Raw genomic sequence first — 23,349 nt, forward strand, 5'->3', positions numbered from 1 at the left:
GCATCGTGCTCGCACGATGCTGTGGGCTTGCAGAGGAATTGTCGATCGGAGGCGGTAGTCTGCGTCCCGATTCAGATTTGTCTCGGCTTGGCGGGTGCATGCGCTCTTATCAGGTGTTATGGACGCGGCTATAGTTCGCTCTCGCACTTGCAGCAATCGAACTTAGTCACGCGGCGTCGGCATCCAGGGAGTCCTTGATGGAACAGATTGAAAAGGCCATGGCGCGGGCGCGGGAGGCGCGCGCGGGCAACCTGAAGCAATTGCGACCGGCCAACGCCCCGGGAGGCCGTGGCTCAACCAATGGCGTGGCGCCCGCTTATACGGAAACGACGATGGCGCCGCAGGATCTGCGCCGCATGAATGAGGAGCGGCTCATCGCCGATGCACTGGGTCATCCGGTTTCCGACACCTACGGTCTGCTGCGGACGCAAGTGCTGCAACGCATGCGCGCCAACAATATGAGCGTCTTAGCTGTTACCAGTCCGGAAAGTGGCGCCGGCGTCACCACGACGGCCGCCAATCTTGCGCTCGCGGTCGCTCTCGACGTCAACCAGACGGTACTGCTGGTCGACCTCAATCTGCGCGAACCAGATCTGCACCGGAAATTCCACATAAAGCCGCAGGCCGGGATTGACGACTATCTGCATGGTACTGTGGAATTGAGGGAGTGTCTGGTATGCCCTGGTGTGCCCCGTCTGGTCGTATTGCCGGCCCGCGCAGCCAACGGCGAAGCTGCTGAAGTGCTGAGTTCTCCGCGCATGGCGGCCCTCGCCCGAGAGCTTCGCAACAGATACCAGGACCGCATCATTATTTACGATATGCCGCCCTTGATTCCGTCCGGCGATACGCTGGGATTTCTGCCCAATGTCGACGCCGTTCTGCTGGTCGCCCGCGCCGGCAAGACGACCAAGAATGAGATTGAAAAATCTGCCTATCTGCTCGGCAGCAAGCCGATCGTGGGGACATTGCTGAATGCACATTGAGCGCGGGGACGAAAAACGCCTAGCAAGCGGCCAAACCGGTGCCGAGATGATCTGCCATGTATGAAGACTTTTTCGGTCTAACAGAGAAGCCGTTCTCGTTGCTGCCGGATCCCGATTTCCTGTTCCTGAGCAGCAAGCATTCATTGGCTCTTAGCATGCTGGAGTATAGCTTGGCGGGCCAGGCTGGTTTCTGTGCGATCACGGGCGAGATAGGTTCGGGCAAGACGACGCTGATCCGTGCTTTGCTGCGCCGCATGGACCGGGATATCCGCCTTGGCCTCATTACGAACACCCACAATGCATTGAGCGATATTGCCGCCTGGGCCTTGCTTGCTTTCGGAGGCAATCCCAGCGGCAAGTCGGGCGCCGAAATCCACCAGGAACTGATGCTCCTGCTCATCGAGGAATATGGTGCCGGCAGGCGCTCCGTTCTGATCGTCGATGAGGCGCAGAATCTCACTATTGAGGCGCTGGAAGAACTGCGCCTGCTTTCCAATATCAACGCCGACAAGGACCTGCTTCTGCAGATCATTCTTGTAGGCCAGCCTCAGTTGCTGGAGAAGTTGCGCCGTCCGGAACTCTGCCAATTTGCGCAGCGGATAAGCGTATCCTATCATCTGACACCCCTCTCTTGCGCTGAGACGCTTCATTACATCGTGCACCGGCTGCGGATTGCCGGAACGACCGCGCCCGTCTTCAACGATATGGCTGTGGGTGGCATCCAGTATTTCGCGGGTGGGGTGCCGCGCCTCATCAACTCTATCTGCGATATGGCAATGGTCTACGCCTATGCTGACCAGAAGCAGGAAGTTGATCTCGATCACGTGTTCCGCGTTGTAGGCGATCGAATGGCAAACGGCGTTGCCGTGTTTGCGGGTCTTGGCGGACCTGAGGATCCGACCGTGATCAAGGAGATCACGGGCTTGATTCGCGCTGCCGGAGAAGCGCGCGCCACATTGCCGCCACCGGCAGCGGAAACGGAGCAACCGGAACCCATGCCAAGCCGTATGCCGCGCCGAGCGGCATTTTCAGCCAATGATTTCGGCGGGGATTTCGAGGGTGAGTTCGGGTCCTTGTCGATGCAGCGTCCGCAACGGCCCTCCTGGTTCCGCCGGACTTTTCTGAGGGCGACGACGTAAGAGATGACGTGCGGCAAGGGACGATGGAGCCATCATGCCTGATGAGACTAATATCGTAACGAAGGTGGTCGTCATCAGCCTCGAATCGGCGAAAGAGCGCCGCGCGCGTTTCTCTTCGCGTGCGCTGGATGCCGGCATGGATTGGCAGTATCTCCCCGCCTACACGCAACTGCATCCCGCACTCAGCTATATCGAATCGGACGCGATCGCTTTCAAAGGCCGCCCGCTGCGCCAAGGGGAACTCGGCTGCTATTCCAGTCACTATGCTGCGTGGGAAAGCCTGATCGAAGGCGAGGCGGATCAATATATCGTCATGGAGGACGACATTATCGTCGACTGGGCTTTCGTGCGAAAGATTTCAAAAGTCGACCTTGATGCTTTGGGTATCGGCTATCTTCGTCTCTACTGCCAACTGCCAGTCAACAATGCGGCGTTCATGCGCGCGTTCATCGACCAATCGCGCTCGATCGTCGAACTGTTCGGGTTTGCGTCCGGCACGCAGGCCTATGTCGTCACCAAAGCAACCGCGCGCAAGTTGATGGCTCATTGCAAGAATGTGCGAGCGCCGATCGACAACGAACTGGACCGGTCATGGTCACATGGCATTCCGAACTTGACGGTCTTTCCCTTCCCCGTCATGGAAGAATCGGTTCCCTCAGGTATCGGTGTCGACAGGTATGAGAAAATCAGCGTTCCGACCTTTGTAAGGGCTCGCATCTTCTTGAATCGCAAGAGAACGCGCTGGCAGATCCGAGGGCTGCGTCTGTCGCATGCCGTAAAGCGGCTTCTCGGTTGCGCGCCTGCCGTCAACTATCTGAATCTTCAGAGCCAGAAACTAGCCTATACGAATAAAAACAAATGACACTGATAGCAGCAACGAGTCCCGCGACGGGCGCGATCCAGGGAAGGCGACAGGAGGTGGCGAGCGAGGACGATGGACAGGGCGTCTATGATCGGCACTTGAAGAAAAAGACGCGCAATTCGATTATCTGGACCGTCATTCGTTTAACCTCGAACCAGTTTTTCGCCTTCGCCGTCTTCGTGGTGCTGGCGCGACTTCTCAATCCCCACGACATCGGTATTTTCGCAATCGTCACTCTATTTTCGGAGTTCGCGCGCATTCTAGCCAATGGAGGCCTGACCAACTACATCGTGCGGGCACGCAAGCTGACGCCGGAACTGCTCGATACGATTTTCTGGGGCAATATGGCTTTGGCCGTCTTCGTGTCGGCGCTGGTCATTGCACTGGCCAATCCGGTTCTCAACGCAATCGGCCAGCCGCTTGCGGTCGGACCCATGATGGTGGTTGGGAGCCTGCTCCCGATCGTCGCCGCGGGCGCATCGCATATGGCGCTGCGTCTGCGCGAATTCGGTCACAAGTCGATGGCGGTGCGTTCTATGTTGAGCGGCGCCTTGGGTGGTGGTGCTGCTATTGCCGCGGCCTTCGCGGGTTGGGGTATCTGGAGCCTGGTGGTTCAGCGCGTCGTGACCGAAATCGTCAATACACTGGTCTCGTGGCAGGCCTATAATTGGCGACCGGGCCGCAAGTTCGCCTTCGACTCCTTGCGCGAAATGTGGGGCTTCAGTTCCAATATCGCCATCACCCAGATCATCTTTCTGTTCCTGACCCGCGTGCAGGATCTCGTCGTCGGTGCAACCATCGGCGCAGTCGCCGTCGGTATCTATCGCACGGCCTGGCGGATGACCGAGTTGATCACGAATGGCGCGATCCAGCCCTTCACACAGGTGGCTGTGCAGACCTTCTCGCGCCTGCAGGACAATCGGGCGGACTTAATAAAGGCATATCGCGGAATGGTCTTTGCCAGTTCGACGATTTCCTTTCCGGCACTCGTTGGCTTTGGAATAATCGCGCGCGATGCGGTGCCGGTGGTCTATGGTCCGCAATGGCATGAGGCGGGTTATCTGGCGCAGATCTTTGCGCTCATGGTCGTGCCGTTCTCGCTCAATTATTTCGTCTCGCCGGTCCTCAGCGCGATAGGGCGTGGATCGGATATGCGTTGGCTGGCCACACTCCAGCTGTTCCTGACACTAGGCCTTACAATCCTTGCCGCACCCTTCGGCATCGCCGCCGTTGCCTGGGCCTATGTCGGTCGCGCCTATCTGACTTTTCCGCTGCAATTGTGGCTGCTAAAGCGGCGCGCCGGCATTGGCTTCGGAACGACATTTGGGGCGACCGCGGCACCCTTTGCCGCTTCGCTTGTGATGGGCGCTGGCGTCTGGCTGTTCATGTGGTTTGCGCGGCCCCTGATGGAGTCGGAGCTTCTGTTTGTCGCTGCCGCGGTCGGTGTCGGCATCCCGCTATATGGCGGTGCCCTGCTGGTTCTCTCGGGGCAATCGCGACAGTTGCTGATGCGCCAGGTCCGCAAGCGGCTGGGAATAGGTCGGGCTGAATGACGATGTTGGCGTCCACGATCCAGGTGCAGCCCGATATGTCGAGCCTCACGCCCCGGCAACTCATCCCGCGGCTGCAGGCCGATATCTCGGCGGTGCTCAAACCGCTCATGTCCGATGCCAGGCCGGCTCTGGTCGATTTTCCGAATCACGGCAATGTTGGCGATTCGGCTATCTGGCTCGGTGAAATTGCATTTCTTGCCCGTGAAATGGGTACGCGGCCCGCTTATACCTGTTCGACGGCGACGTTCTCGGCGGACGATCTTAGGCGCCGAGCGCCGGACGGTCCGATCCTGATTCATGGGGGCGGCAATTTCGGAACCATCTGGCGCCATCATCACCAGTTGCGCCTGGATGTCCTCAGGTATTTTCCTCGTCGTCCGATTATCCAGCTGCCGCAATCGATTCACTTCGACGATGACGAAGCCATCCGGGAAACGGCAGATGCGATCCGACGACATGGCGCATTCACGCTGCTGGTGCGCGACCGCAAATCGTTCGGATTTGCGCAGGAGCATTTCGATTGTCCGGTCCATCTTTGCCCGGACATGGCCTTCTGCATGGGACCGTTCTCCCGGCTTCGTCCGATTGTCGATTTCCTTTGTCTGATGCGCACCGATGCCGAGCGTGTCAGTGGAATGACGATACCGGATGACGCGTCAAGCCGCATTGTTGTCGATTGGCTTGAAGAGTCGAGGCAAGATCTACGCCGGACGCGACTGTTCGCGCGGTTCGGTGCAGTCTGGCGTGGCGAAGGTATTTCGGGTCACACACCCACTGTGCATGACGCATTGGCATGGCGGAGATTCCGACGCGGCGTCGCCACTCTCTCGCAGGGCAAGATTGTCGTAACTGACCGCCTGCACGCGCACATCATTTCAGTCCTCTTGGGCTTGCCGCATGTAGTCCTCGACAATTCCTACGGGAAGCTTGGCAGTTTTATCGATGCGTGGACGTCGAATTGTGTAGGTCTCGAAAGGGCGACGAATATGGCCGCGGCCATGGAACGTGGGCGCCGGCTGCTGGTGGCCGGCATATCGGGTTGGAGATAGAGGAAAGGAGGGTGACTTGGATATCTCGCTGATCGTCTGTACACGTAACCGCGCGGCACAGCTCGGTCCATGCCTGGCACACATCGCTTCCGTGCAATATAGCGGACCCTGGGAGCTTATCGTGGTCGACAATGGCTCTTCCGACAATACGGCCGAAGTGATCGATGAATTCGCCCGGCAGGCGGCATTTCTGGTTCGCTATGTCCCGCAGCCGGTCAAAGGATTGGGCAATGCGCGCAATGCCGGCCTGACGGCCGCAAGGGGAAGAATCGTCGCCTTCACCGATGACGACTGCTACGTAGCGCCTGATTTTCTGCAGGCGACAATGCATGCCTTCGACAATTCGCGGATCGGTTATGTGACCGGCCGGATTTCGCTCCATGACCCGACTGACTATCCCGCGACAATCAATGAATCGCGTGTGCCCAGGGCATTTCCCAGGGCACGCTATCTTCCACCAGGCGCCCTCATGGGGGCCAACATGGCGTTTCGGCGAGATGTACTGATCGATATAGGCGGGTTCGATCCGCTGTTCGGCGCCGGCGCGCTTTTCCCGGCAGAGGATTGCGACGCCGCGGCGCGGGCGAGCTTGGCGGGTTGGGATGGCTGCTACGATCCGAACATAGTTGTGGCACATCACCACGGTCGCAAAGCGGATTCAATTCCCCAGCTGCAGCGCGACTATGACATCGGGCGTGGCGCATATCATGCCAAATTGATGCTGAGTTGCGGTGCCGTGCGGCACGGGTTGCGAGGATGGGGACGGCTGGTCACGTTGCGCCTGCGCCGCCGACCGGCAAGTGCCTATTGGGAATCTTATGGTGCGCTCGGCTATGCATGGCAGTGGCTGAGTGGCCGGACAGTCCGCGCCACCGACAGAGGGTAAGATCGTAACATGATCCCACGCCGGAAAGTGGCATTCGTGATCAACTCGCTGGCTGGAGGCGGCGCGGAGCGCGTTATGTGCACTTTGTTGCGTGCATCGGAAGATGAGCGCCGCGACTGCGATATCACGCTCATCCTGCTCGACCGCGAACCAGCCGCCTATCTAGTGCCGGATTGGATCCGGGTCGAACAGCTGGATTGCCGGCACTCGATGATGCGCAGTCTGAGTGAACTGTTCCGCTCACTGCGTCGGCTGAGACCGGATGTGGTGCTGAGCTTTCTTACCAGGGCGAATATCGCGTCAGCGCTTGCATGCCGATGCCTGGGCGTCCCCGCTGTGATCAGCGAGCGCGTCAATACCAGCAGTCATTTAGGCAAGGGAGTGGGCGCCAGCCTCGCTCGCGGGCTGGTGCGTTTCTGCTACCCACTGGCACGACGGATCATTGCCGTTTCACCGGGTGTCGCTGACGATCTGGCTGGCGCGTTCGGTATCGAGCGCCGCAAACTCGCCGTCATCGCCAATCCGATCGATCTGGAGAGCATCCGCAAGATGGGCGCGGCGCAGCCTGATATTGCGCTCGATGCGCCCTACATCGTGGCGATGGGGCGTCTCGTGCCGAACAAGAATTTTTCCATGCTGATCGATGCCTATGCCAGATCCGGTATCGAAGAACATTTGCTGGTCCTGGGGGAAGGGCCGGAGCGCGCCGCCCTGGCGGCACTCGCAGCCAGGCAGGGAGTGGGAAATCGCGTTCTGATGCCTGGCTTCTGCGGCAATCCGTATGCTGTGCTGCGTCACGCCGCGTTCTTTGTCTTGCCCTCGAATGCTGAAGGTTTCCCCAACAGCTTGCTTGAGGCGATGACATTGGGTATCCCCGTCGTTTCGACCAATTGTCTGTCGGGTCCGTCGGAGGTTCTGGCCGAAATCGCGCGCGAACAAGTCGCAACTGGTGTCGTCCATGCACCGCACGGCCTGTTGGTGCGGCCCGATCATGTCGAAGACATGGCATCTGCGCTGCGCGCCATGGCAGATCCGGCCTTCCGGGCCAGCTATGCCGAGAAGGCGGCCCGACGCGCAAACGACTTTAGTGTCGCGCGTGCCAAGGCTGCCTATTGGGAGATTTTGAGGGCGGAATTGTCGCGGGCACCTGGTGCCGCGCCTTCCACGGTGCCCGCTCAGTAGCCGTCGAAGCCCCAAGTCGGCAATTCATAGCGCAGGGTGAGGAAGACGGAATTGGACATCGCCGAGTCGTTGCTCTCGTCGTAAAGCTTGTAGCGATAGCGATACTCAGCCACGAGGCTCACATCCTCAGTGATTGCCCAGGCCAACGATGGCCGAATCGATGTGTAGCGCGATTCGTCATCGTCCGTGCGGGATCCTTCGAGCCCAGCATAGTCGAACGTATCGACATAGTCGATGTTCAATGCAAAGGTCGTCAGCGGCGTGATCTTGTGGCTTACCCCGAGAGTGGCGCGGTTCCGCGTCTTCTGTTCGCCGTCGCTGGACGGTTCGGAATCGTGCGACAGTGTCAATCGCCCGCTCGTGCTATCGCTGATCTGGTATTTCGCATTGAATTTCAGCCGATAGCCTACCCCGCCATCGTCCGAATCATCGTCTTCGTCGCCGCTGCCATGTTCGATGCTGTAGCCGACACCCGCTGCACCGCCGATGGTGAGGCGGTCGGAAGGTGTATAAGTGTAGCCGAGAAGTGCCGCCGCGGTATCGGTCTTGGCGTCGCCCGTCTCATCGGGCACAAATCGGAAGTAGCTGAGGTTGGCCGTTACCGCATCGATCTCGCTCAACTGATGACCATAGTCGAGCGTGCCGCCGTAATATTCGTAATCTGTTTTCTCCGAGCTGTCGTAGGCGACCGAGCTGTAGCTGCCTCCAAGCCGCATGCGGTCGACCGGTGTCAGCAGATAGGTCCAATTGGGGCGCACTTCCCAATACGTGATGCCGATCTTCTGGTCCACGAAACGGTCGGTGTCTTGCTCAGACCGGATCGTCGTATCGCGAACGAAGCTGCTGTTGAGATTCAGTGTGCTGCGCTCGCTGACATCCTTTTCGACGTTTAACCGCAGCCGCTGATCCTGGGAGTCGAACTCCGAGTGACTAAAATATTCGGTGAAATCGAACCGGCCATCGAGCCACACATCCAGGGTCGGCGATTGGCGTTCCAAGCGAAAACCTGGGGTGGTGATGGAGCCGAATGTCTCAATTTCGTCGTCCCTGCTGAGCAACAGGTTGTCGGTATAGAGGAATTGCTGCGATATGCCGGTGTCGAGCGTCCACTCCTGCGCCGCACTGTCATCGCACAGCCAGTATGACAGCAGGATGCTCGCGCTCAGGACGAGCGGCCGTCGGAAGCTCGAACGGCGCTGATTTCCGCATGACGCTCCCACTAGAAGCCGAACCCGGCTTGCGGCACGACGACTACGTCGCCGCCCCTCAGCAGAATATTGCTTTCCAGTTTCTCGCCTTCCTCCAGCGCCGAATAGTCGAACGGAATGGCGCTCTGCTTCCCAGATGCATCGCGACGCAAGATCTTGATCTCGTCTTCGCCGGCAAAAGGCGTCAGGCCGCCCGCCAGGCTCAGGGCCTGCATGACGTCGAGCCGTGTGTCGAAGGCAAAGGTGCCCGGCTGCTTCACCTGACCGATCACCGAGATCGAATTGCCGACCGCTTTCAGCATCGAAACAGTAACCTCGCTGTCAGTCAGGTTGGGGAAATACTGGCTCTGCCGCAGGTTGTCGGCGATCTTCGACTGCAGTTCCTGCAATGTCAGGTCGAGGGCGTTAATGTTTCCGGCTAGGGGAAAGGACAGCCAGCCGTCCGGCTGTACGACGACATCCTGGTTAAGGTTCTGTTCGCCATAGACCGAAATATGCAACTGATCGCCGCCATTGATCCGATAGGCAGCATCCTGCGCCGAGGCATCATGCGAGCCAGCGCCTACGACGAGCATAAGAGTCAACAAGGGCAGCGCGAATTTTCGCAACATCGACGACCTCTCAAAGAGATGCATGCGCCCAGAGCTAGGCGCAAAGGTGATGGGGCTCCCTGCCGGCTTCATGATATCGTCATCGTAGAGTGTGTGTAAAGAATCCAGCGGTTAAAGAGCAATCCCGGGGGAAATATCGATTCGGCCGGCGTCCTTGCGGCGCCGGTCACCCTATTCTTGGCCTGACACGGCCGGTTACGGGTGGGATATTTCGGGGATGTTTGCAGAAAGCCACACAACGGGAACCAAGTTCGGGGGCAAGAGTTTACGGCTGGTGCTGGAATGTTGCCTAATGGTGCGGCAGGCTTGAACAACAATTAGTCACTCGGGTCCCGCAATATTTCAGTAATCATGAGTTCCCGGGAAATAATCCGGCCCATCATCTTCGTAGCCGCGATTTTCTCCCAGGCTTGTAACACCCTTTTCCATCGCTATCGAACATGATGCCTGCGAAATAGAAATACGAACGGATCGGGGATTTGATCCTTGCTATGCAATACTACTGCGATAGCCTTCTTATCTCGTCGCATATGCTTGGCCGGCCCGCGTTCAAATCATTCATGACCGACTGCGAATTGCGATGAAGAATACAAGAAAAAGAGCACCGGTTAACGCCTCAATGGGAGGGGGCTCGACTGTTCAGGGGAGAATGACAGGTGTCGCCATGCTCCAACTGCGCACTGCGCCGAACTTGCGTTCCACCCAGATCGTTTCACCGCCCGCCAACGATATCGGCGTAGCCGGCTTCAATACCGCCCGGCTGATCCCGCGGGATCCAAAGCTCGGCGGGATTCTGCTCGGGGTCTGTGATATTTCTGTGTTCTGTGCCGCAATGGCGATTGTTGCGGTAGTATTACTGCATTCACATGCGGAATTACTGGAAACAAATCTGCCGCATTTCTTCGTCACCGCCATCCTCAGCTTCTTCCTGGCGCACGCATTTGCTCAATCCTACAAAGCGGAAAGCCTGTCACGCATCTCCAAGATCTCGCGGGTCGAATTCATCCTCAAACCTGCGATTCTGACCGGCACCGCGGCGGCCGTCGCCTATGGGCTGGAGTTGCTCCTTGGCCGCCACACGGAAATGGCCGGCATCGGGATGCTGCCCCCGGAAGCGCTCTTCGCCCTGTTCGCGACCGTCGCCGTGATGGCTGAGCGCGGCCTTATATACGGCATCCTCAGCCGGCTGCAGGCGGCCGGGCATCTTGCCACCAATATCGTGCTGTTCGGCGCGGACGCCATCGGCCAGCGGCTGATGCGCGTCGTCCAGGAGGATTATGCCGATTGCGTCCAGGTGCGCGGTGTTTTCGATGACCGCCTGAGGCGGGTGCCGCGCGACCTCAACGGCGTGCCGGTGCAGGGCGGTATCGATCAGTTGATCGATCTCGTGCAGAACACGCCCAGCATCGATAAGGTGCTGGTGGCCCTTCCCATGAATGCCGAGGACCGCATCCTGCACCTGCTATCGCGGCTGCGGCATCTGCCGGTCGATGTGGCGCTGGTGCCGGAATTCATTGGCGTACGCGTCGACAAGCAAGTCATCCGCGACGCCCATCCGCCGATCCTCAACGTCAGTCGCCGGCCGCAATCAGGCCTTGATCGGGTGGTGAAACGGTGCTTCGACATGGTTGCGGCATCGGGTGCCTTGCTGGCGCTCTCGCCCGTACTGCTTGCCGCAGCGCTCGCCATCAAGATCAGCAGTCCGGGACCGGTCTTCTTTCTGCAGCCGCGCATGGGCTTCAACAATCGCAAGTTCCACGTGTTCAAGTTCCGCTCGATGTATGTGAATTGCGCCGACCTGGAGGCGCGCCAGCAGACGCAGCGCAATGACGCGCGTATCACGCGCGTGGGCGCCCTGCTCAGGAAGACCAGCGTCGACGAGCTGCCGCAGCTCATCAATGTACTCAAAGGCGATATGTCTTTGGTGGGACCGAGGCCGCATGCATTGGGCATGCAGGTTGGCAACCGGTTATGCGACGAGATCGTGCGTGAATATGCCGTCCGCCATCGCATGAAGCCGGGTATCACCGGCTGGGCACAGGTGCATGGCCTGCGTGGCGCGGTGGAGGTGCCGGAGCTGCTGGAGGCCCGTGTCCATCATGACATCTATTACATCGACAATTGGTCGTTCTTCCTCGATCTGCGCATCCTGCTGATGACAGTGATCGAGCTGATCAGGCCGCGCAACGCGTTCTGATCTACCGTCGTCAAATTGCCTCAACATCGCTGCAATATACCGGCGGTCGCCCGCAATCCTGCCACGTTTTCCCTGAATCCTGCGCCGACCCAAACGACTGAGATCGAGGAGCTCGCGTGACGACCTTGACCAATGCCCTGGCCGCGCTGCCGGAAACCACCGCCGGGGGCAGTTCCGCCGGCACCTTTCACGTCGCCATCATCATGGACGGCAATGGGCGCTGGGCGCAACGGCGCGGGCTGCCGCGCAGCATGGGGCATTATTACGGCGCCGAGGCGGCGCGGCGCATCGTTCGGGCGGCGGGCGAGGCTGGGGTGACGCACCTCACTCTCTTCGGTTTCTCGTCCGAGAACTGGCGCCGGCCGAAGGCGGAAGTCGATTATCTGATGGGGCTGTTGCGCGGATACCTGCGCAAGGATGTGGCCGAGCTAAACGCCAACAAGGTGCGCCTCGGCGTCATCGGCGAGCGCGCCGGATTGCCGGGCGATATTGTTACCCTTATCGGCGAGGCTGAGAAGATGACTGCCGGCAATTCCGGTCTCCATCTTACGATCGCCCTCAATTATGGCGGCCGGGCCGATCTTGCCGCGGCCGCCCGGCATCTGGCAACGGAGGCCGTTTCCGGCCGGCTCGATGCCGCCACGATCGACGAAGCAGTGCTGGCGCAGGCCTTGCCAAGCGGCTATCTGCCGGACCCCGATCTTCTCATCCGCACCAGCGGCGAGCGGCGCATCAGCAATTTCCTGTTGTGGCAGCTTGCTTATGCGGAAATGCTCTTCGTCGACCGGCACTGGCCGGAATTCTCGGCCGAGGACTTCGTGGCGGCCCTGGCCGTCTTCAGGGGGCGCGATCGCCGCTTCGGCGGCGTCGGGCAAGTATGATATAGCAAACGAGCCGGTCACGCGTGCCGGCTCCTGACGACAGGATGGATTTATGAAGATTGCCGTCATTGGCACCGGTTACGTGGGTCTCGTTTCCGGCGCCTGCTTCTCGGAATTCGGTTTCGACGTCGTTTGCGTCGATCAGGACGCAGGCAAGATCGACCAGCTCAAGGCTGGCAAGATCCCGATCTACGAGCCCGAACTCGATACCCTGGTGAAGCGCAATACCGAGCGCGGCAGGCTTTCTTTCACGACGGACCTGCCCAGGGCGATGGTCGGTGCCTCGGCGGTGTTCATCGCAGTGGGGACGCCGAGCCGGCGCGGCGATGGCCATGCCGACCTCACCTATGTCTACGCGGCGGCTGAAACCATCGCCAGGGAGCTCAAGGACTACACAGTCATCGTCACCAAATCGACCGTGCCGGTGGGAACGGGTCGCAGGGTCGCCGAGATCATCCGCAAGACCAATCCGTCGGCAAGGTTCGACATGGCGTCCAACCCGGAATTCCTGCGCGAAGGATCGGCCATCGGCGATTTCATGCGGCCCGACCGTGTCGTCATCGGCTGCGAAACCGAAGCGGCGCGTGCCGTCATGCGCCAGCTCTACCGCCCGCTCTTCCTTATTGAGACGCCGATTCTCTTCACCAGTCTGGAAACGGCCGAACTCATCAAATATGCCAGCAATGCCTTCCTGGCTCTCAAGATCTCGTTCATCAACCAGATTTCGGACCTTTGCGACCAGCTCGGGGCCAATGTGAGCGACGTATCGCGCGGTATCGGCCTCGATGGCCGCATCGGGCCGAAATTCCTGCATCCAGGTCCGGGTTATGGCGGCTCCTGCTTTCCCAAGGACACGCTGGCGCTGATGAAGACGGCCCGCGATGCGCACTCGCCGTTGTCCCTGGTCGAGGCGACCGTCTCCTATAACGACGATCGCAAGCTGCAGATGGCCGACCGAATTTCGACGGCTCTCAACGGCGCGCCGGCAGGCAAGACCGTCGCCATCCTGGGCGTGACCTTCAAGCCCAATACGGACGACATGCGCGACGCGCCGAGCCTGGTGATTGTCCCGGAACTCATGAAGCGCGGCGCCAAGGTCCGCGCCCACGATCCGGTCGGCATCGACGAAGCGCGCAAGCATATGCCCGACGTCGACTATTTCGGGGATCCCTACGCGGCGATGGAAGGGGCCGATGCCCTCGTCATCCTGACCGAATGGAACAGCTATCGCGCCCTCGATCTCACCCGTATCAAAAAGCTGCTGAAAACGCCCATCGTGGTCGATCTGCGCAACATCTACCGACCGGATGAAATGGCTGCGTTCGGCTTCGAGTATACCAGCCTGGGACGGCCGAGCGTCGAACCGGTGGCACGGGTGAAGGGGGTCGCGTGAAGGTTCTTGTCACCGGCGGTGCCGGCTATATCGGCAGCCACGCCTGCCTGGCCCTTGCCGCCAAGGGCGTCGAGCCCGTCACGCTCGACAGCCTGATCACGGGCCATGCCTGGGCGGTGCAATGGGGACCGCTTGCGCGAGGTGATGTCCGCGATTCCGATTTCGTGGCCGAACTCATCGAAAAGCACAAGATTGAGGCCGTTCTTCACTTTGCGGCCTTGTCGCTGGTGGCGCAGTCGGTCGCCGAACCCTTGCGCTATTACGACAATAACGTGGCCGGCACTTTGGCGCTGCTCGCGGCGATGAAACGGTGCAATCTGCGCAAGCTTGTCTTCTCCAGCACCTGCGCCGTCTATGGCGTGCCGCCGGCGCTGCCGATCCGAGAGGACATGCCCACGGCGCCGATCAACCCCTATGGCCGTACCAAGCTCGCCGCCGAGAATGCCATCATGGATGCGGCCCAGGCCGGCGAGATCGACGCCGTCATCCTGCGCTATTTCAATGCCGCCGGCGCCGACGCGCAGCTGCGCATCGGCGAGGCGCATGTCCATGAAAGCCATCTCATCCCGCTCGCCATCCATGCCGCCCGCCTCAAGGGCGAACCGCTCAAGGTCTTCGGCACGGATTACGATACGCCAGACGGCACTTGCTTGCGCGATTACGTGCACGTGACGGACCTCGCCGATGCCCATGCTGCCGCACTGGACTTCATCTTGGGCAGCAAGCGCGGGCATCGCTTCAATCTGGGAACCGGCAAGCCTGCCTCGGTGCGCCAAGTGCTGACGGCGGTCGAGCAGGCGATGGGCCGGCCGGTGCCGCATACCGAGGCACCGCGGCGCGCGGGCGACCCGATGACGCTCTATGCCGCCAACGATCTTGCCCGCGACAAGCTTGGCTGGCAGCCGCGCCATCTCGATATCGTCGAAATCGTCAAGAGTGCTGTCGCATGGGACGCCAAATACGCGTCATCCTTCGCGGCGTCGGCTTGACGAAGTCTCGGCAAAGGCAGCTTTTTCTGGTGCTCTGGATGCTTGCCATCGCGGCCATCATATACGGGTCGCTCGCGCCCGATCTCAGCCCGCCCGGTGGCGGCATCGTCGACAAGTTCGAGCATGCCGGCGCCTATTTTGTCCTTTCCTGCCTCGCCTTCGCGGCCTTCGCATCCCACCGTCGGCGTCTGGCGGCCCTGGGCTTCCTGTTCCTGCTCGGCATTGGGCTGGAACTTGCGCAAGGATTCCTGGGCGGGCGGGAGGCTTCGGCGCTCGACCAGGTAGCCAATGCGATGGGCATACTCCTGGCGCTGGCAGGCCTGACCTGGTTCATGCGCTGGCGTCGCGGGCTGGCTTGACGGTTTCATTGCCTATTGAAGTCGCCCCCTGACTTCTAGGATGATCCCGTCCGATGGAGCGGCGAATTGAGGGGGGAGCCATGCTGACCGACAGTTTCGAGGTCTTTGATGACCGGTTCCGCCGCTATGCCGGCGGAAATGTTCATCTGGAAAAGCTCTATACCGGCTGCCGTTGGGCGGAGGGCCCGGCCTATTTTGCCGCGGGACGCTATCTTATCTGGTCCGACATCCCCAATGACCGCATCATGCGCTGGGACGAGACCGACGGATCGGTCTCGATATTCCGCGCGCCGGCCCTGCATACGAACGGCCATACGGTCGACCGCGAAGGGCGGCTGGTTTCCTGTGAACATCGGGGGCGCTGTGTATCTCGCACGGAGCATGACGGGTCGCGAACGGTCCTTGTGTCTCATTATCAGGGCAAGCGGCTCAATTCACCCAACGATCTTGTTGTTAAGTCCGACGGCACGATCTGGTTCACCGATCCCAGCTACGGCATCGACAGCGAATATGAGGGCGACGCTGCCCCTTCCGAGATCGGCGCTTGCCATGTCTATCGCTTCGATCCTCTCAGCAAGGAACTCGTTGCCGTGGCGACCGATTTCGAGAAGCCGAACGGCCTGGCCTTCTCGCCCGACGAAAGACTGTTCTATGTCGCGGATACGGGTGCTACCCATGTGCCGAACGGGCCCCGCCATATCCGCCGTTTCCAGGTCGGTGCCGACGGCAGATCGCTGTCCGGGGGCGAGAGGTTCGCGGAATGCCAGATCGGCTTGTTCGATGGTTTCCGGGTCGATGTGCACGGCAACATTTGGACCAGCACGGGTGCCGGCGTCGACTGCTATGCGCCGGACGGTGCCCTGATCGGCCGTGTGCGCGTGCCCGAAGTCGTCGCCAATGTCTGCTTCGGCGGGCCGAAGCGGAACCGCCTCTTCATCTGCGGCACGACTTCGCTTTATGCGATCTATGTCAACACGCAAGGAGCGTTGCCGCCGCCACGCTGACCGCAGACGGGGCGCGGGCTTTCCGCGTGGCGGGTGGAGAAATTCCCGCTCGCCATCTGCTGATTGCAGCCGATAAACATGGGTCCCGGCCGCCGCCCGGAGACCTTCATGTTTGTCTTACAAATGATCAGTAGACTCGTGAAACCTCCTCGTATTAGCCTCAGCCAGGGAAATTTCCTGGGGGAATGGGGCGGTCCGCCGGCAAGAATGGCTTGGTCGACGCCCTCGAATGGTGGCGTCTAGGGATGGCTGTCCGCTCATTTTTCGCGCGTTTGGATCAAGAACGGATCGTTCTGGCGATCGCTGTTCTGGTTTTCATTGTCGCGGCCCTGGCTTTGCCGGGCTTTTTCACTGCCGCCAACCTGATTTCCATCGTCCGCAGCGTTTCCGTGCTGGGTATCCTCGCGGTCGGTATGGCCATTGTCATTGTCGGCCGTGGCATCGACCTGTCCGCCGTCGCCATCATGGCGATGTCCGTGGCCTGGTATCTGCAGATGCTGGGTGATGGCACCCCAGGCACATGGGCACTGGTCCTGGCGCTCGGTGCCGTCCTGCTGATCGGTCTCGCCAACGGGTTTCTCGTTGCCTATGCCGACGTACCTCCGATCTTCGTCACCCTGGCCAGCGGTGCCTTCGTCTTCGGCTTTGTCCGGTCGCAGCTTATCAGCCAGGATGCGATCCCCGTACCGCCGCAGCATTGGATCGAGCTTCTGGGCCGCACCCGCTGGCTCGGCGTGCCGATCGAAGTATTTCTCTTCTCGGCCATCGTGTTCCTGGCCTATCTCTTCCTGCGCTTCACGAAATGGGGGCGCTACGTCTATTACGCTGGCGACAATCCGCTGGCCGCGCGCAATCTGGGTATTCCCGTGCGCCCGATGCTGCTGCTGCGCTACGTGCTGTCGTCCCTGATTGCCTTCACCGCCGGCATCCTGACGGCTTCCAGCCTGCTTTCCATCAATACCCGCGTCGTCAACTCGACCTTGCTCTACGACATCGTGCTGGTCGCCGTGATCGGCGGCATCGGCCTGTCGGGCGGCAAGGGCGGCATGCGCAACGTTGTCGTCGGCGCCCTGCTCATCGGCATCATGCTGAATGCCATGACGATCCTCGATATTCCCAATCTCTATCAGAACCTTATCAAGTCCACGATTCTGCTGGTGGCGATTATCATCGACGGGGTGCTGAACCCGCGCGACGAGCAGACGGCCCAGCAGGGCGATATCTAAGAAACCGAAATCTGAACGATAGACAGGAAAGGTGCACCATGATCGGATTGAAGAAAACCCTCATCGCGGCAACGGCACTGCTCACCATGGCCGTCGGCTCGGTCGCCCAGGCGCAGGAAGACCCGGGTCCTGCCGCCTACGCCGCGGCCCTCAAGGACAAGCGCGTCATTCTGGTCCCGATGGCGATGGGCTTCGACCTCGCCCAGGGCTGGGCTGCCTATCTCAAGAAGGAAGTCGAGGCCTTCGGCGGCGTCTTCGAAACCCGCGATCCGAACTGGAGCATCGAGGCCGGCGCCCAGGCGATTACCGAGGCCATTTCCTCGGATCCCAAGCCGAACATGCTCGTCGTGCATTCGCCCGATCTCAATTCCTACGCCAAACTCTTCAAGAAGGCACAAAAGGAAGGCATCTTCGTCGTTGCCATCGACAATCCGGTCAACTATCCGGTCGATGCCTTTGTCGGCTCCGACTGGGATCGCCTCGGCCAGCTTGAGGCCGAAGCGGTGATCAAGGGCTGCGGCGAAAATTCCTCGAAGCAGATCGGTCTTGTCCAAGGCGACCAGGTCAATGCGTCCAGCCTCTACCAGTATGCCGGCATCATGAAGGTGATGGAAAAGCACCCTGACTTCAAGATCGTGGCGAAGCCCGATTCGAACTGGGACGCCACCACCGCCCGCAACGTGACCACGACCATGCTGCAGCAATTCCCGGATATCTGCGGCATCATCGACTTCTGGGACGGGGATGCGACCGGCACGGCCGCGGCCATTCGCGAAGCCGGCAAGCAGGACAAGATCTTCCTCGTCACGACTGGCGGCGGCGAGAAGGTCGATTGCGATGCATTGGAGAATGGCACGTTCGGCGCGGTCGTCATGACCGAACTGCATGGCCAGTCGCGCGACATCAACGCAATCATCAAGTATCTGCTGCAGGGCAGTGTCAAGCCGGGCGATGCCTCGACCTACATCTACACATTGGAAAAGGCGACGACCAAGGCAGACCTGAAGCCCAACTCATGCTGGGATCTGAAGGCGCTTCAGGCCGAAGCGCAATAATCACCGACTGACGGCAGCGCAGCCGGGAGCCGACCGGCTGCGCTGCTTTCCTCACTCTCCCGGGAACTTCCATGTCCGTGCGCGAAACGCTGCAGCGCTGGCGTTACAATTTCATTCCCGATCACCTGATCGGCGAGATACTCACCAAACGCTGGACCGACAGCGCCATTCCGTTTCTGGCGCTTATCGTCACGGTGGCAGCCTTCGGCACAGCCATTTCCGGCTTCTTCAAGCCGGCTTCCCTGAGCGATTCCACCCGCCAGCTCGGCGAATTCTCCATCGTCGTCACCGGTCTCACCATCGTCATGCTGGGTGGCGGCATCGACCTCTCGGTGGGATCGATCTTCGCTCTCGCGGCCTTTGCCGCGGTTTCATCGCTGTTCATCTTCGATCTGCCGGTCTGGATGGCGCTCGTCGCGGCGATCTCGGTCGGCATGGCCTTCGGCGCCGTCAACGGCTTCCTTATCGGCTATGTGCGCCTGCGCGCCTTCCTGACCACGCTCGTCACTTTCATCATCGGCCGCGCGGTCTACGATATCCTGGTCGTGAGCTTTGCCTCCCAGGTGCAGCTATCCGACGTCACTTCGGATCTGTGGGATTTCATCGGCGACGGCACGGTCTTTGGCATCGCCATCAGCGTCATCGTGGCATTGGCTATTGCCATCGTCGCGCATGTCGCGCTGACACGATCCCGGCCCGGCTGGCATATCCTGGCGGTCGGTGGGTCACGCCGTTCGGCGCACAATGCCGGTATCCGGGTGCGCCAGACCGTCTTCATGACCTATGTCATTTCCGGCATCTGCTGCGGCATCGCCGGCTTTCTCTTTGCCTGCCGCCTCAGCGGGGCGGGGCCGGGAACCGGGCTCAATCTTGAAATCATGGCTTTGACGGCGGCCGTGGTCGGCGGCAACAGCCTGGGCGGCGGGCGCGGCTCGATCGTCAAGGGGCTGATGGGCGCCATCATCGTGCTGGTGATGACCAATGGCCTCATCCGCCTTGGCTTCGGCACCGGAACGAACCAGATGGTACTGGGCCTGATGCTGGCAGCTGCGGTGACACTCGACATCCGCTGGCTGAAGAACCGGCACAAGGTTCTCAACGAGATTTATGTGGCGCCGATCTATCACCGCATGGGCGACACGCAGTCGGCCGAACCCGAATCCGGATCGCCTTATTCCCTCAATAACGATCTGTCGCGTACCGACCATATCGGCCTGGGCGAACTGGAGGGACCCGAGGACGTCATTCTGGATGAAGACGACAACCTCTATTGCGGCACACGCCATGGCGAGATCGTACGATTCTTTGCGCCGGACTATAAGCGTTCGGAGGTCTTCGCCCACACCGGTGGCTTCCCGCTCGGGCTGGCCTTCGACAAGGCAGGCAATCTAATATCCTGCGTCGGCGCCATGGGCCTCTATTCGATCTCTCCCGAACGAGTCGTCACCAAGCTGACGGCGGAGACACGGCGCAGCTGGACCTCGGTCGTCGATGACGCGCGTCTGCGCGATCCCAACGATTGCGACGTGGCACCTGACGGCCGCATCTTCTTTACCGATTCCACCAAGCGTTACGATGCCCATGACTGGGCGCTGGATTCGATCGAAAGCCGGCCGACGGGGCGCCTGCTTTGCCACGATCCGAAGACCGGCAAGACAACGACGCTGCTCGACAACTATCTCTATGCCAACGGCGTCTGCATCGCCCATGACGGCCAATCCTTGTTCTTTGCCGAATCCTGGGCCTGCCGCGTGCACCGCTATTGGTTCGACGGACCGAAAGCCGGCCAGGTCGAATGCGTTATCAAGGACATGCCGGGATATCCGGACAATATCAACCGCGCGTCGGACGGCACCTATTGGATGGCTTGGCTGGGCATGCGGACGCCCAGTTACGACCTCTCGCTGCGCCATCCCGGCATGCGCAAACGCATGACCCGGCGCCTGCCGCAGGATGAATGGCTGTTCCCGAATATCAATACCGGCGGCATCGTCAAATTCGACGGGAACGGCAAGATCGTGGGGGCACTGGGTGATCTTTCCGGGGTCTCGCACCCGATGGTGACCTCGATGCGCGAGCATAAGGGCTCGCTGTTCGTCGGGGGTATCCTCAACAATCGAGTGGGCCGATACAGGCTCCCCAACGCCGATCCAAACTGGACCGGCATCCGCTCATATTGGGGAGGGGTGAAATGATCTTCGATCCCGTCCTCGATCTCTTCCGTGGCAAGGCCGTCACCATTCCGCCCCTCGATGGCGCTTTTCGGCCCAACAATGCGCTGGACGAGGCCCAGCTTCATCTCCAGGTGGCCGAACCGGACAATCTCACCGTCCATGGCGGCCGCCTCCTGTTCACATCGGGCAACGACCTCCTGGAAATTGTGCCGGGCGAGCGGGCGGCAAATGTCCTGCGCAGTTTCGACGCGCCCGTCAGCGCGCTGGCATCCTCGCCGGGCGGGCATCTCGCCGTGGCGCTCGACGACGGCCGTCTCTTCGTCGATCAGCGCGAAATCGCACTGCCTGCCGCGTTGAAATGCCTCACGGCCATGAGCTTCGCCGACGCGACCGGCCTCTATCTCTGCAACGGATCGGCGGCGCATCGGCCAACCGATTGGGCGCTCGACCTGATGACGAGGCAGTCCAGCGGTTCCGTCTGGCGGCTCGATCTGGCGACTGCCGCGACCTGCGTCCTTGCAGCCAATCTCGCTTTTCCCAATGGCATCCTGCTCAGCGGAGAGAATATCCTCGTCGCCGAAGGATGGAAGCATCGCCTCATCCGCATCGGCCAGGATGGCGTCGCGCCGGTGCTGGAGAAACTACCCGGCTATCCGGCACGCCTGACCACTACGACAGATGGCGGCGCTTGGCTCAGCCTCTTTGCCCCGCGTAACCGGCTGGTAGAATTCGTGCTACGGGAAGATGCCTACCGGCGTGACATGATCGCGCAGGTGCCGCGCCCCTATTGGATCGCGCCCAGCCTGACATCGGGTGCCAGCTTTCTTGAGCCGCTGCAGTGCGGCGGCATCAAGACCATGGGGATTCACAAGCCCTGGTCGCCCTCGCGATCCTACGGCCTGGTAGCGCGCCTCGATGCGACCTTCCAGCCGGTGGCTTCCTACCACAGCCGGGCCAATGGCACGCGTCACGGTGTAACCAGTGTCGCCGAATATGGCGGTTACATTTGGGTCGGCGCCAAGGGCGGAAATGCGCTTCTCACATTGTCGCATAGGGGGTGAGACATGGACCCGATCATTGAAATGCGACAGATCACCAAGGCCTATCGCGGCGTTCCGGCCGTGAAGGAGATCGATTTCGACCTCTTTCGGGGCGAGATTCATGCCCTTTTGGGTGAAAACGGGGCGGGTAAATCGACCCTCACCAAGGTCATGGCGGGTGTCGTCGAGGCTACCAGCGGCGAGATGCGCTACCATGGACGGCAGGTGAAATTCGCCTCGCCCAACGAGGCGTTGCAGGACGGCATCGCCATGGTTTTCCAGGAAACCAGCCTGGTGCCCTCGATGACCGTCGCGCAGAATCTCTATCTTGGCGAGGAGAAGTTCCTCAACCGCTTGCGCGGCATCTACATTTCCGCCCAGCAATTCCTGCAATCGCTGAACTTCCCGGTCGATCCGATGGCGGTGGTGGAGACGCTGGGCGCCGCCAAAAGGCAGATGGTCGAAATCGCCCGCGCCGTCCATCACAAGGCGGAAGTGATCATCTTCGACGAGCCCACCGCCACATTGACGCCAGAAGAAAAGCGCCATTTCTTCGCGCTGATGCAACGGCTTAAAGCCCGCGGCGTCTCCATCGTCTTCATCAGCCACGCGCTGGAGGAGGCCCTCGCTCATGCCGACCGCATCACCATCATGCGCGATGGCGAGCATGTCATCACCGGCAATGCCAAGGATTTCGACCGCGAAAAGATCGTCCGCGCCATGGTCGGCCGTGCGCTGTCGGACGAGCTTTATGGCAAGCAGCGCGAGGCGGCGACGCTGCGGAAGGCAGGCGCCAAGGTGCTGTCGGTCGAGGATATTTCCATGGGCGCCGTGGTCCGGAATAACTCCTTTTCGGTCTTTGAAGGGCAGATTTCGGGCGTTTTCGGGCTCATCGGATCGGGCCGCACGGAGACCTTCAAGATCGTTGCTGGCATCTACAAGCGCAATTTCCTGCGCGGCGGCGAGGTGCAGCTGGACGGCCAGCCGGTGCGCTATGTCGTGCCGCGCGAAGCGGTCAAGGACGGCATCGTCTATGTGACGGAGGACCGCAAGAGCGAAGGCTTCTTCGAGACTATGTCGATCGCCGAAAATCTATTCTCGGGACTATTGGCATCCGGACGCGAGAAGCACCGCTATGTCAGCTTGCGCGAGATGCAGGAGCTGGCGGCGGAATGGAAGGGGACACTCAACATCAAGGCCATCAACGACAATGCCCGCGTGGTGGAGCTTTCCGGTGGCAACCAGCAAAAAGTCGTGATCGGCAAGGGGCTGGTGCAAAGCCCTCGCATCATCATCTTCGACGAACCCACGCGCGGCGTCGATGTGGGCGCCATTGCCGAGATTCACCAACTGATCAACCACCTGGCCGATCAAGGACTCGCCGTGGTGGTGATCTCATCCTATCTGCCGGAAATCATGAATCTTTCCGACCGCATCCTGGTCTGCCGCCAGGGCCGCATCGTCGAGGAATTCTCGCCGATCGATGCGACGGAGGAGAAGATCATGTATGCGGCCGTGCACTGAGCACTTCCGTTTCGTCATCCCCGGGTGAAGACCC

At 60.5% G+C, this 23,349-nt stretch carries 20 protein-coding genes; 18 read left to right on the forward strand and 2 right to left on the reverse strand.

Annotation, left to right across the window (positions count from 1 at the left end; translation table 11 throughout):
• The first annotated feature begins 197 nt into the window (after window positions 1-197).
• Genes ACE3TY_RS04025 through ACE3TY_RS04055 form a run of 7 tightly spaced genes read left to right on the forward strand, consistent with a single transcriptional unit; the run spans window position 198 to window position 7,654 of the window.
• Window positions 198-983: a CpsD/CapB family tyrosine-protein kinase gene (locus tag ACE3TY_RS04025; RefSeq protein WP_374651109.1), complete on the forward strand. Its 786-nt coding sequence runs from the start codon at window positions 198-200 to the stop codon at window positions 981-983.
• 56 nt (window positions 984-1,039) lie between these two features.
• The gene (locus ACE3TY_RS04030) at window positions 1,040-2,122 is read left to right on the forward strand and encodes an ExeA family protein (protein WP_374651111.1); all 1,083 of its coding nucleotides are present in this window, start codon (window positions 1,040-1,042) and stop codon (window positions 2,120-2,122) included.
• A 34-nt stretch (window positions 2,123-2,156) separates the two neighbouring features.
• Window positions 2,157-2,984: a glycosyltransferase family 25 protein gene (locus tag ACE3TY_RS04035; protein ID WP_374651113.1), complete on the forward strand. Its 828-nt coding sequence runs from the start codon at window positions 2,157-2,159 to the stop codon at window positions 2,982-2,984.
• Window positions 2,981-4,537, forward strand: coding sequence for a lipopolysaccharide biosynthesis protein (locus tag ACE3TY_RS04040; RefSeq protein WP_374651115.1), 1,557 nt, complete (start codon window positions 2,981-2,983; stop codon window positions 4,535-4,537). The genes ACE3TY_RS04035 and ACE3TY_RS04040 overlap by 4 nt, the downstream gene beginning before the upstream one ends.
• Window positions 4,534-5,586 carry a polysaccharide pyruvyl transferase family protein gene (locus ACE3TY_RS04045; RefSeq protein WP_374651117.1) on the forward strand — a complete coding sequence of 351 codons (1,053 nt, stop codon included), beginning with the start codon at window positions 4,534-4,536 and terminating at the stop codon, window positions 5,584-5,586. The genes ACE3TY_RS04040 and ACE3TY_RS04045 overlap by 4 nt, the downstream gene beginning before the upstream one ends.
• A 16-nt stretch (window positions 5,587-5,602) precedes the next feature.
• Window positions 5,603-6,472, forward strand: coding sequence for a glycosyltransferase family 2 protein (locus ACE3TY_RS04050; RefSeq protein ID WP_374651119.1), 870 nt, complete (start codon window positions 5,603-5,605; stop codon window positions 6,470-6,472).
• A gap of 9 nt (window positions 6,473-6,481) precedes the next feature.
• Window positions 6,482-7,654 carry a glycosyltransferase gene (locus tag ACE3TY_RS04055; RefSeq protein WP_374651121.1) on the forward strand — a complete coding sequence of 391 codons (1,173 nt, stop codon included), beginning with the start codon at window positions 6,482-6,484 and terminating at the stop codon, window positions 7,652-7,654.
• Here the strand turns inward: ACE3TY_RS04055 and ACE3TY_RS04060 are convergent.
• Complete coding sequence (locus ACE3TY_RS04060) at window positions 7,648-8,874, reverse strand: outer membrane beta-barrel protein (RefSeq protein WP_374651123.1); 1,227 nt, start codon at window positions 8,872-8,874, stop codon at window positions 7,648-7,650. The genes ACE3TY_RS04055 and ACE3TY_RS04060 overlap by 7 nt on opposite strands.
• Window positions 8,874-9,473, reverse strand: coding sequence for a polysaccharide biosynthesis/export family protein (locus tag ACE3TY_RS04065; RefSeq protein ID WP_374651125.1), 600 nt, complete (start codon window positions 9,471-9,473; stop codon window positions 8,874-8,876). Before ACE3TY_RS04065 ends, ACE3TY_RS04060 begins: the two co-directional genes overlap by 1 nt.
• A gap of 664 nt (window positions 9,474-10,137) precedes the next feature.
• Here ACE3TY_RS04065 and ACE3TY_RS04070 point away from each other — a divergent pair.
• The 11 genes from ACE3TY_RS04070 to ACE3TY_RS04120 all read left to right on the forward strand — a co-directional run bounded on the left by ACE3TY_RS04070 (window position 10,138) and on the right by ACE3TY_RS04120 (window position 23,315).
• Window positions 10,138-11,670 (forward strand): undecaprenyl-phosphate glucose phosphotransferase, encoded by a 1,533-nt coding sequence (locus ACE3TY_RS04070; RefSeq protein ID WP_374651127.1) that lies wholly within the window; start codon window positions 10,138-10,140, stop codon window positions 11,668-11,670.
• Window positions 11,671-11,786: 116 nt separating this feature from the next.
• On the forward strand, window positions 11,787-12,551 hold the full coding sequence (gene uppS, locus ACE3TY_RS04075) for a polyprenyl diphosphate synthase (protein WP_374651129.1): 765 nt from the start codon (window positions 11,787-11,789) through the stop codon (window positions 12,549-12,551).
• 52 nt (window positions 12,552-12,603) lie between these two features.
• Window positions 12,604-13,944, forward strand: a complete 1,341-nt coding sequence (locus ACE3TY_RS04080) for a UDP-glucose/GDP-mannose dehydrogenase family protein (protein ID WP_374651131.1) — start codon at window positions 12,604-12,606, stop codon at window positions 13,942-13,944.
• Window positions 13,941-14,933 carry a UDP-glucose 4-epimerase GalE gene (gene galE / locus ACE3TY_RS04085; RefSeq protein WP_374651133.1) on the forward strand — a complete coding sequence of 331 codons (993 nt, stop codon included), beginning with the start codon at window positions 13,941-13,943 and terminating at the stop codon, window positions 14,931-14,933. Before ACE3TY_RS04080 ends, galE begins: the two co-directional genes overlap by 4 nt.
• 38 nt (window positions 14,934-14,971) lie before the next feature.
• Complete coding sequence (locus ACE3TY_RS04090) at window positions 14,972-15,292, forward strand: VanZ family protein (RefSeq protein WP_374651135.1); 321 nt, start codon at window positions 14,972-14,974, stop codon at window positions 15,290-15,292.
• Between the two features lie 80 nt (window positions 15,293-15,372).
• Complete coding sequence (locus ACE3TY_RS04095) at window positions 15,373-16,296, forward strand: SMP-30/gluconolactonase/LRE family protein (RefSeq protein ID WP_374651137.1); 924 nt, start codon at window positions 15,373-15,375, stop codon at window positions 16,294-16,296.
• Between the two features lie 245 nt (window positions 16,297-16,541).
• Window positions 16,542-17,522, forward strand: coding sequence for an ABC transporter permease (locus tag ACE3TY_RS04100; protein WP_374651139.1), 981 nt, complete (start codon window positions 16,542-16,544; stop codon window positions 17,520-17,522).
• Between the two features lie 38 nt (window positions 17,523-17,560).
• Window positions 17,561-18,577: a sugar ABC transporter substrate-binding protein gene (locus ACE3TY_RS04105; protein WP_374651141.1), complete on the forward strand. Its 1,017-nt coding sequence runs from the start codon at window positions 17,561-17,563 to the stop codon at window positions 18,575-18,577.
• 71 nt (window positions 18,578-18,648) lie between these two features.
• Window positions 18,649-20,772: an ABC transporter permease gene (locus ACE3TY_RS04110; RefSeq protein ID WP_374651143.1), complete on the forward strand. Its 2,124-nt coding sequence runs from the start codon at window positions 18,649-18,651 to the stop codon at window positions 20,770-20,772.
• The gene (locus ACE3TY_RS04115; RefSeq protein WP_374651145.1) at window positions 20,769-21,812 is read left to right on the forward strand and encodes a hypothetical protein; all 1,044 of its coding nucleotides are present in this window, start codon (window positions 20,769-20,771) and stop codon (window positions 21,810-21,812) included. Before ACE3TY_RS04110 ends, ACE3TY_RS04115 begins: the two co-directional genes overlap by 4 nt.
• 3 nt (window positions 21,813-21,815) lie before the next feature.
• On the forward strand, window positions 21,816-23,315 hold the full coding sequence (locus tag ACE3TY_RS04120) for a sugar ABC transporter ATP-binding protein (RefSeq protein WP_374651147.1): 1,500 nt from the start codon (window positions 21,816-21,818) through the stop codon (window positions 23,313-23,315).
• The last annotated feature ends 34 nt before the right edge of the window (window positions 23,316-23,349 follow it).

Origin of the sequence: Dongia sp., assembly GCF_041918875.1 — a bacterium.
Taxonomy (GTDB): domain Bacteria; phylum Pseudomonadota; class Alphaproteobacteria; order Dongiales; family Dongiaceae; genus Dongia.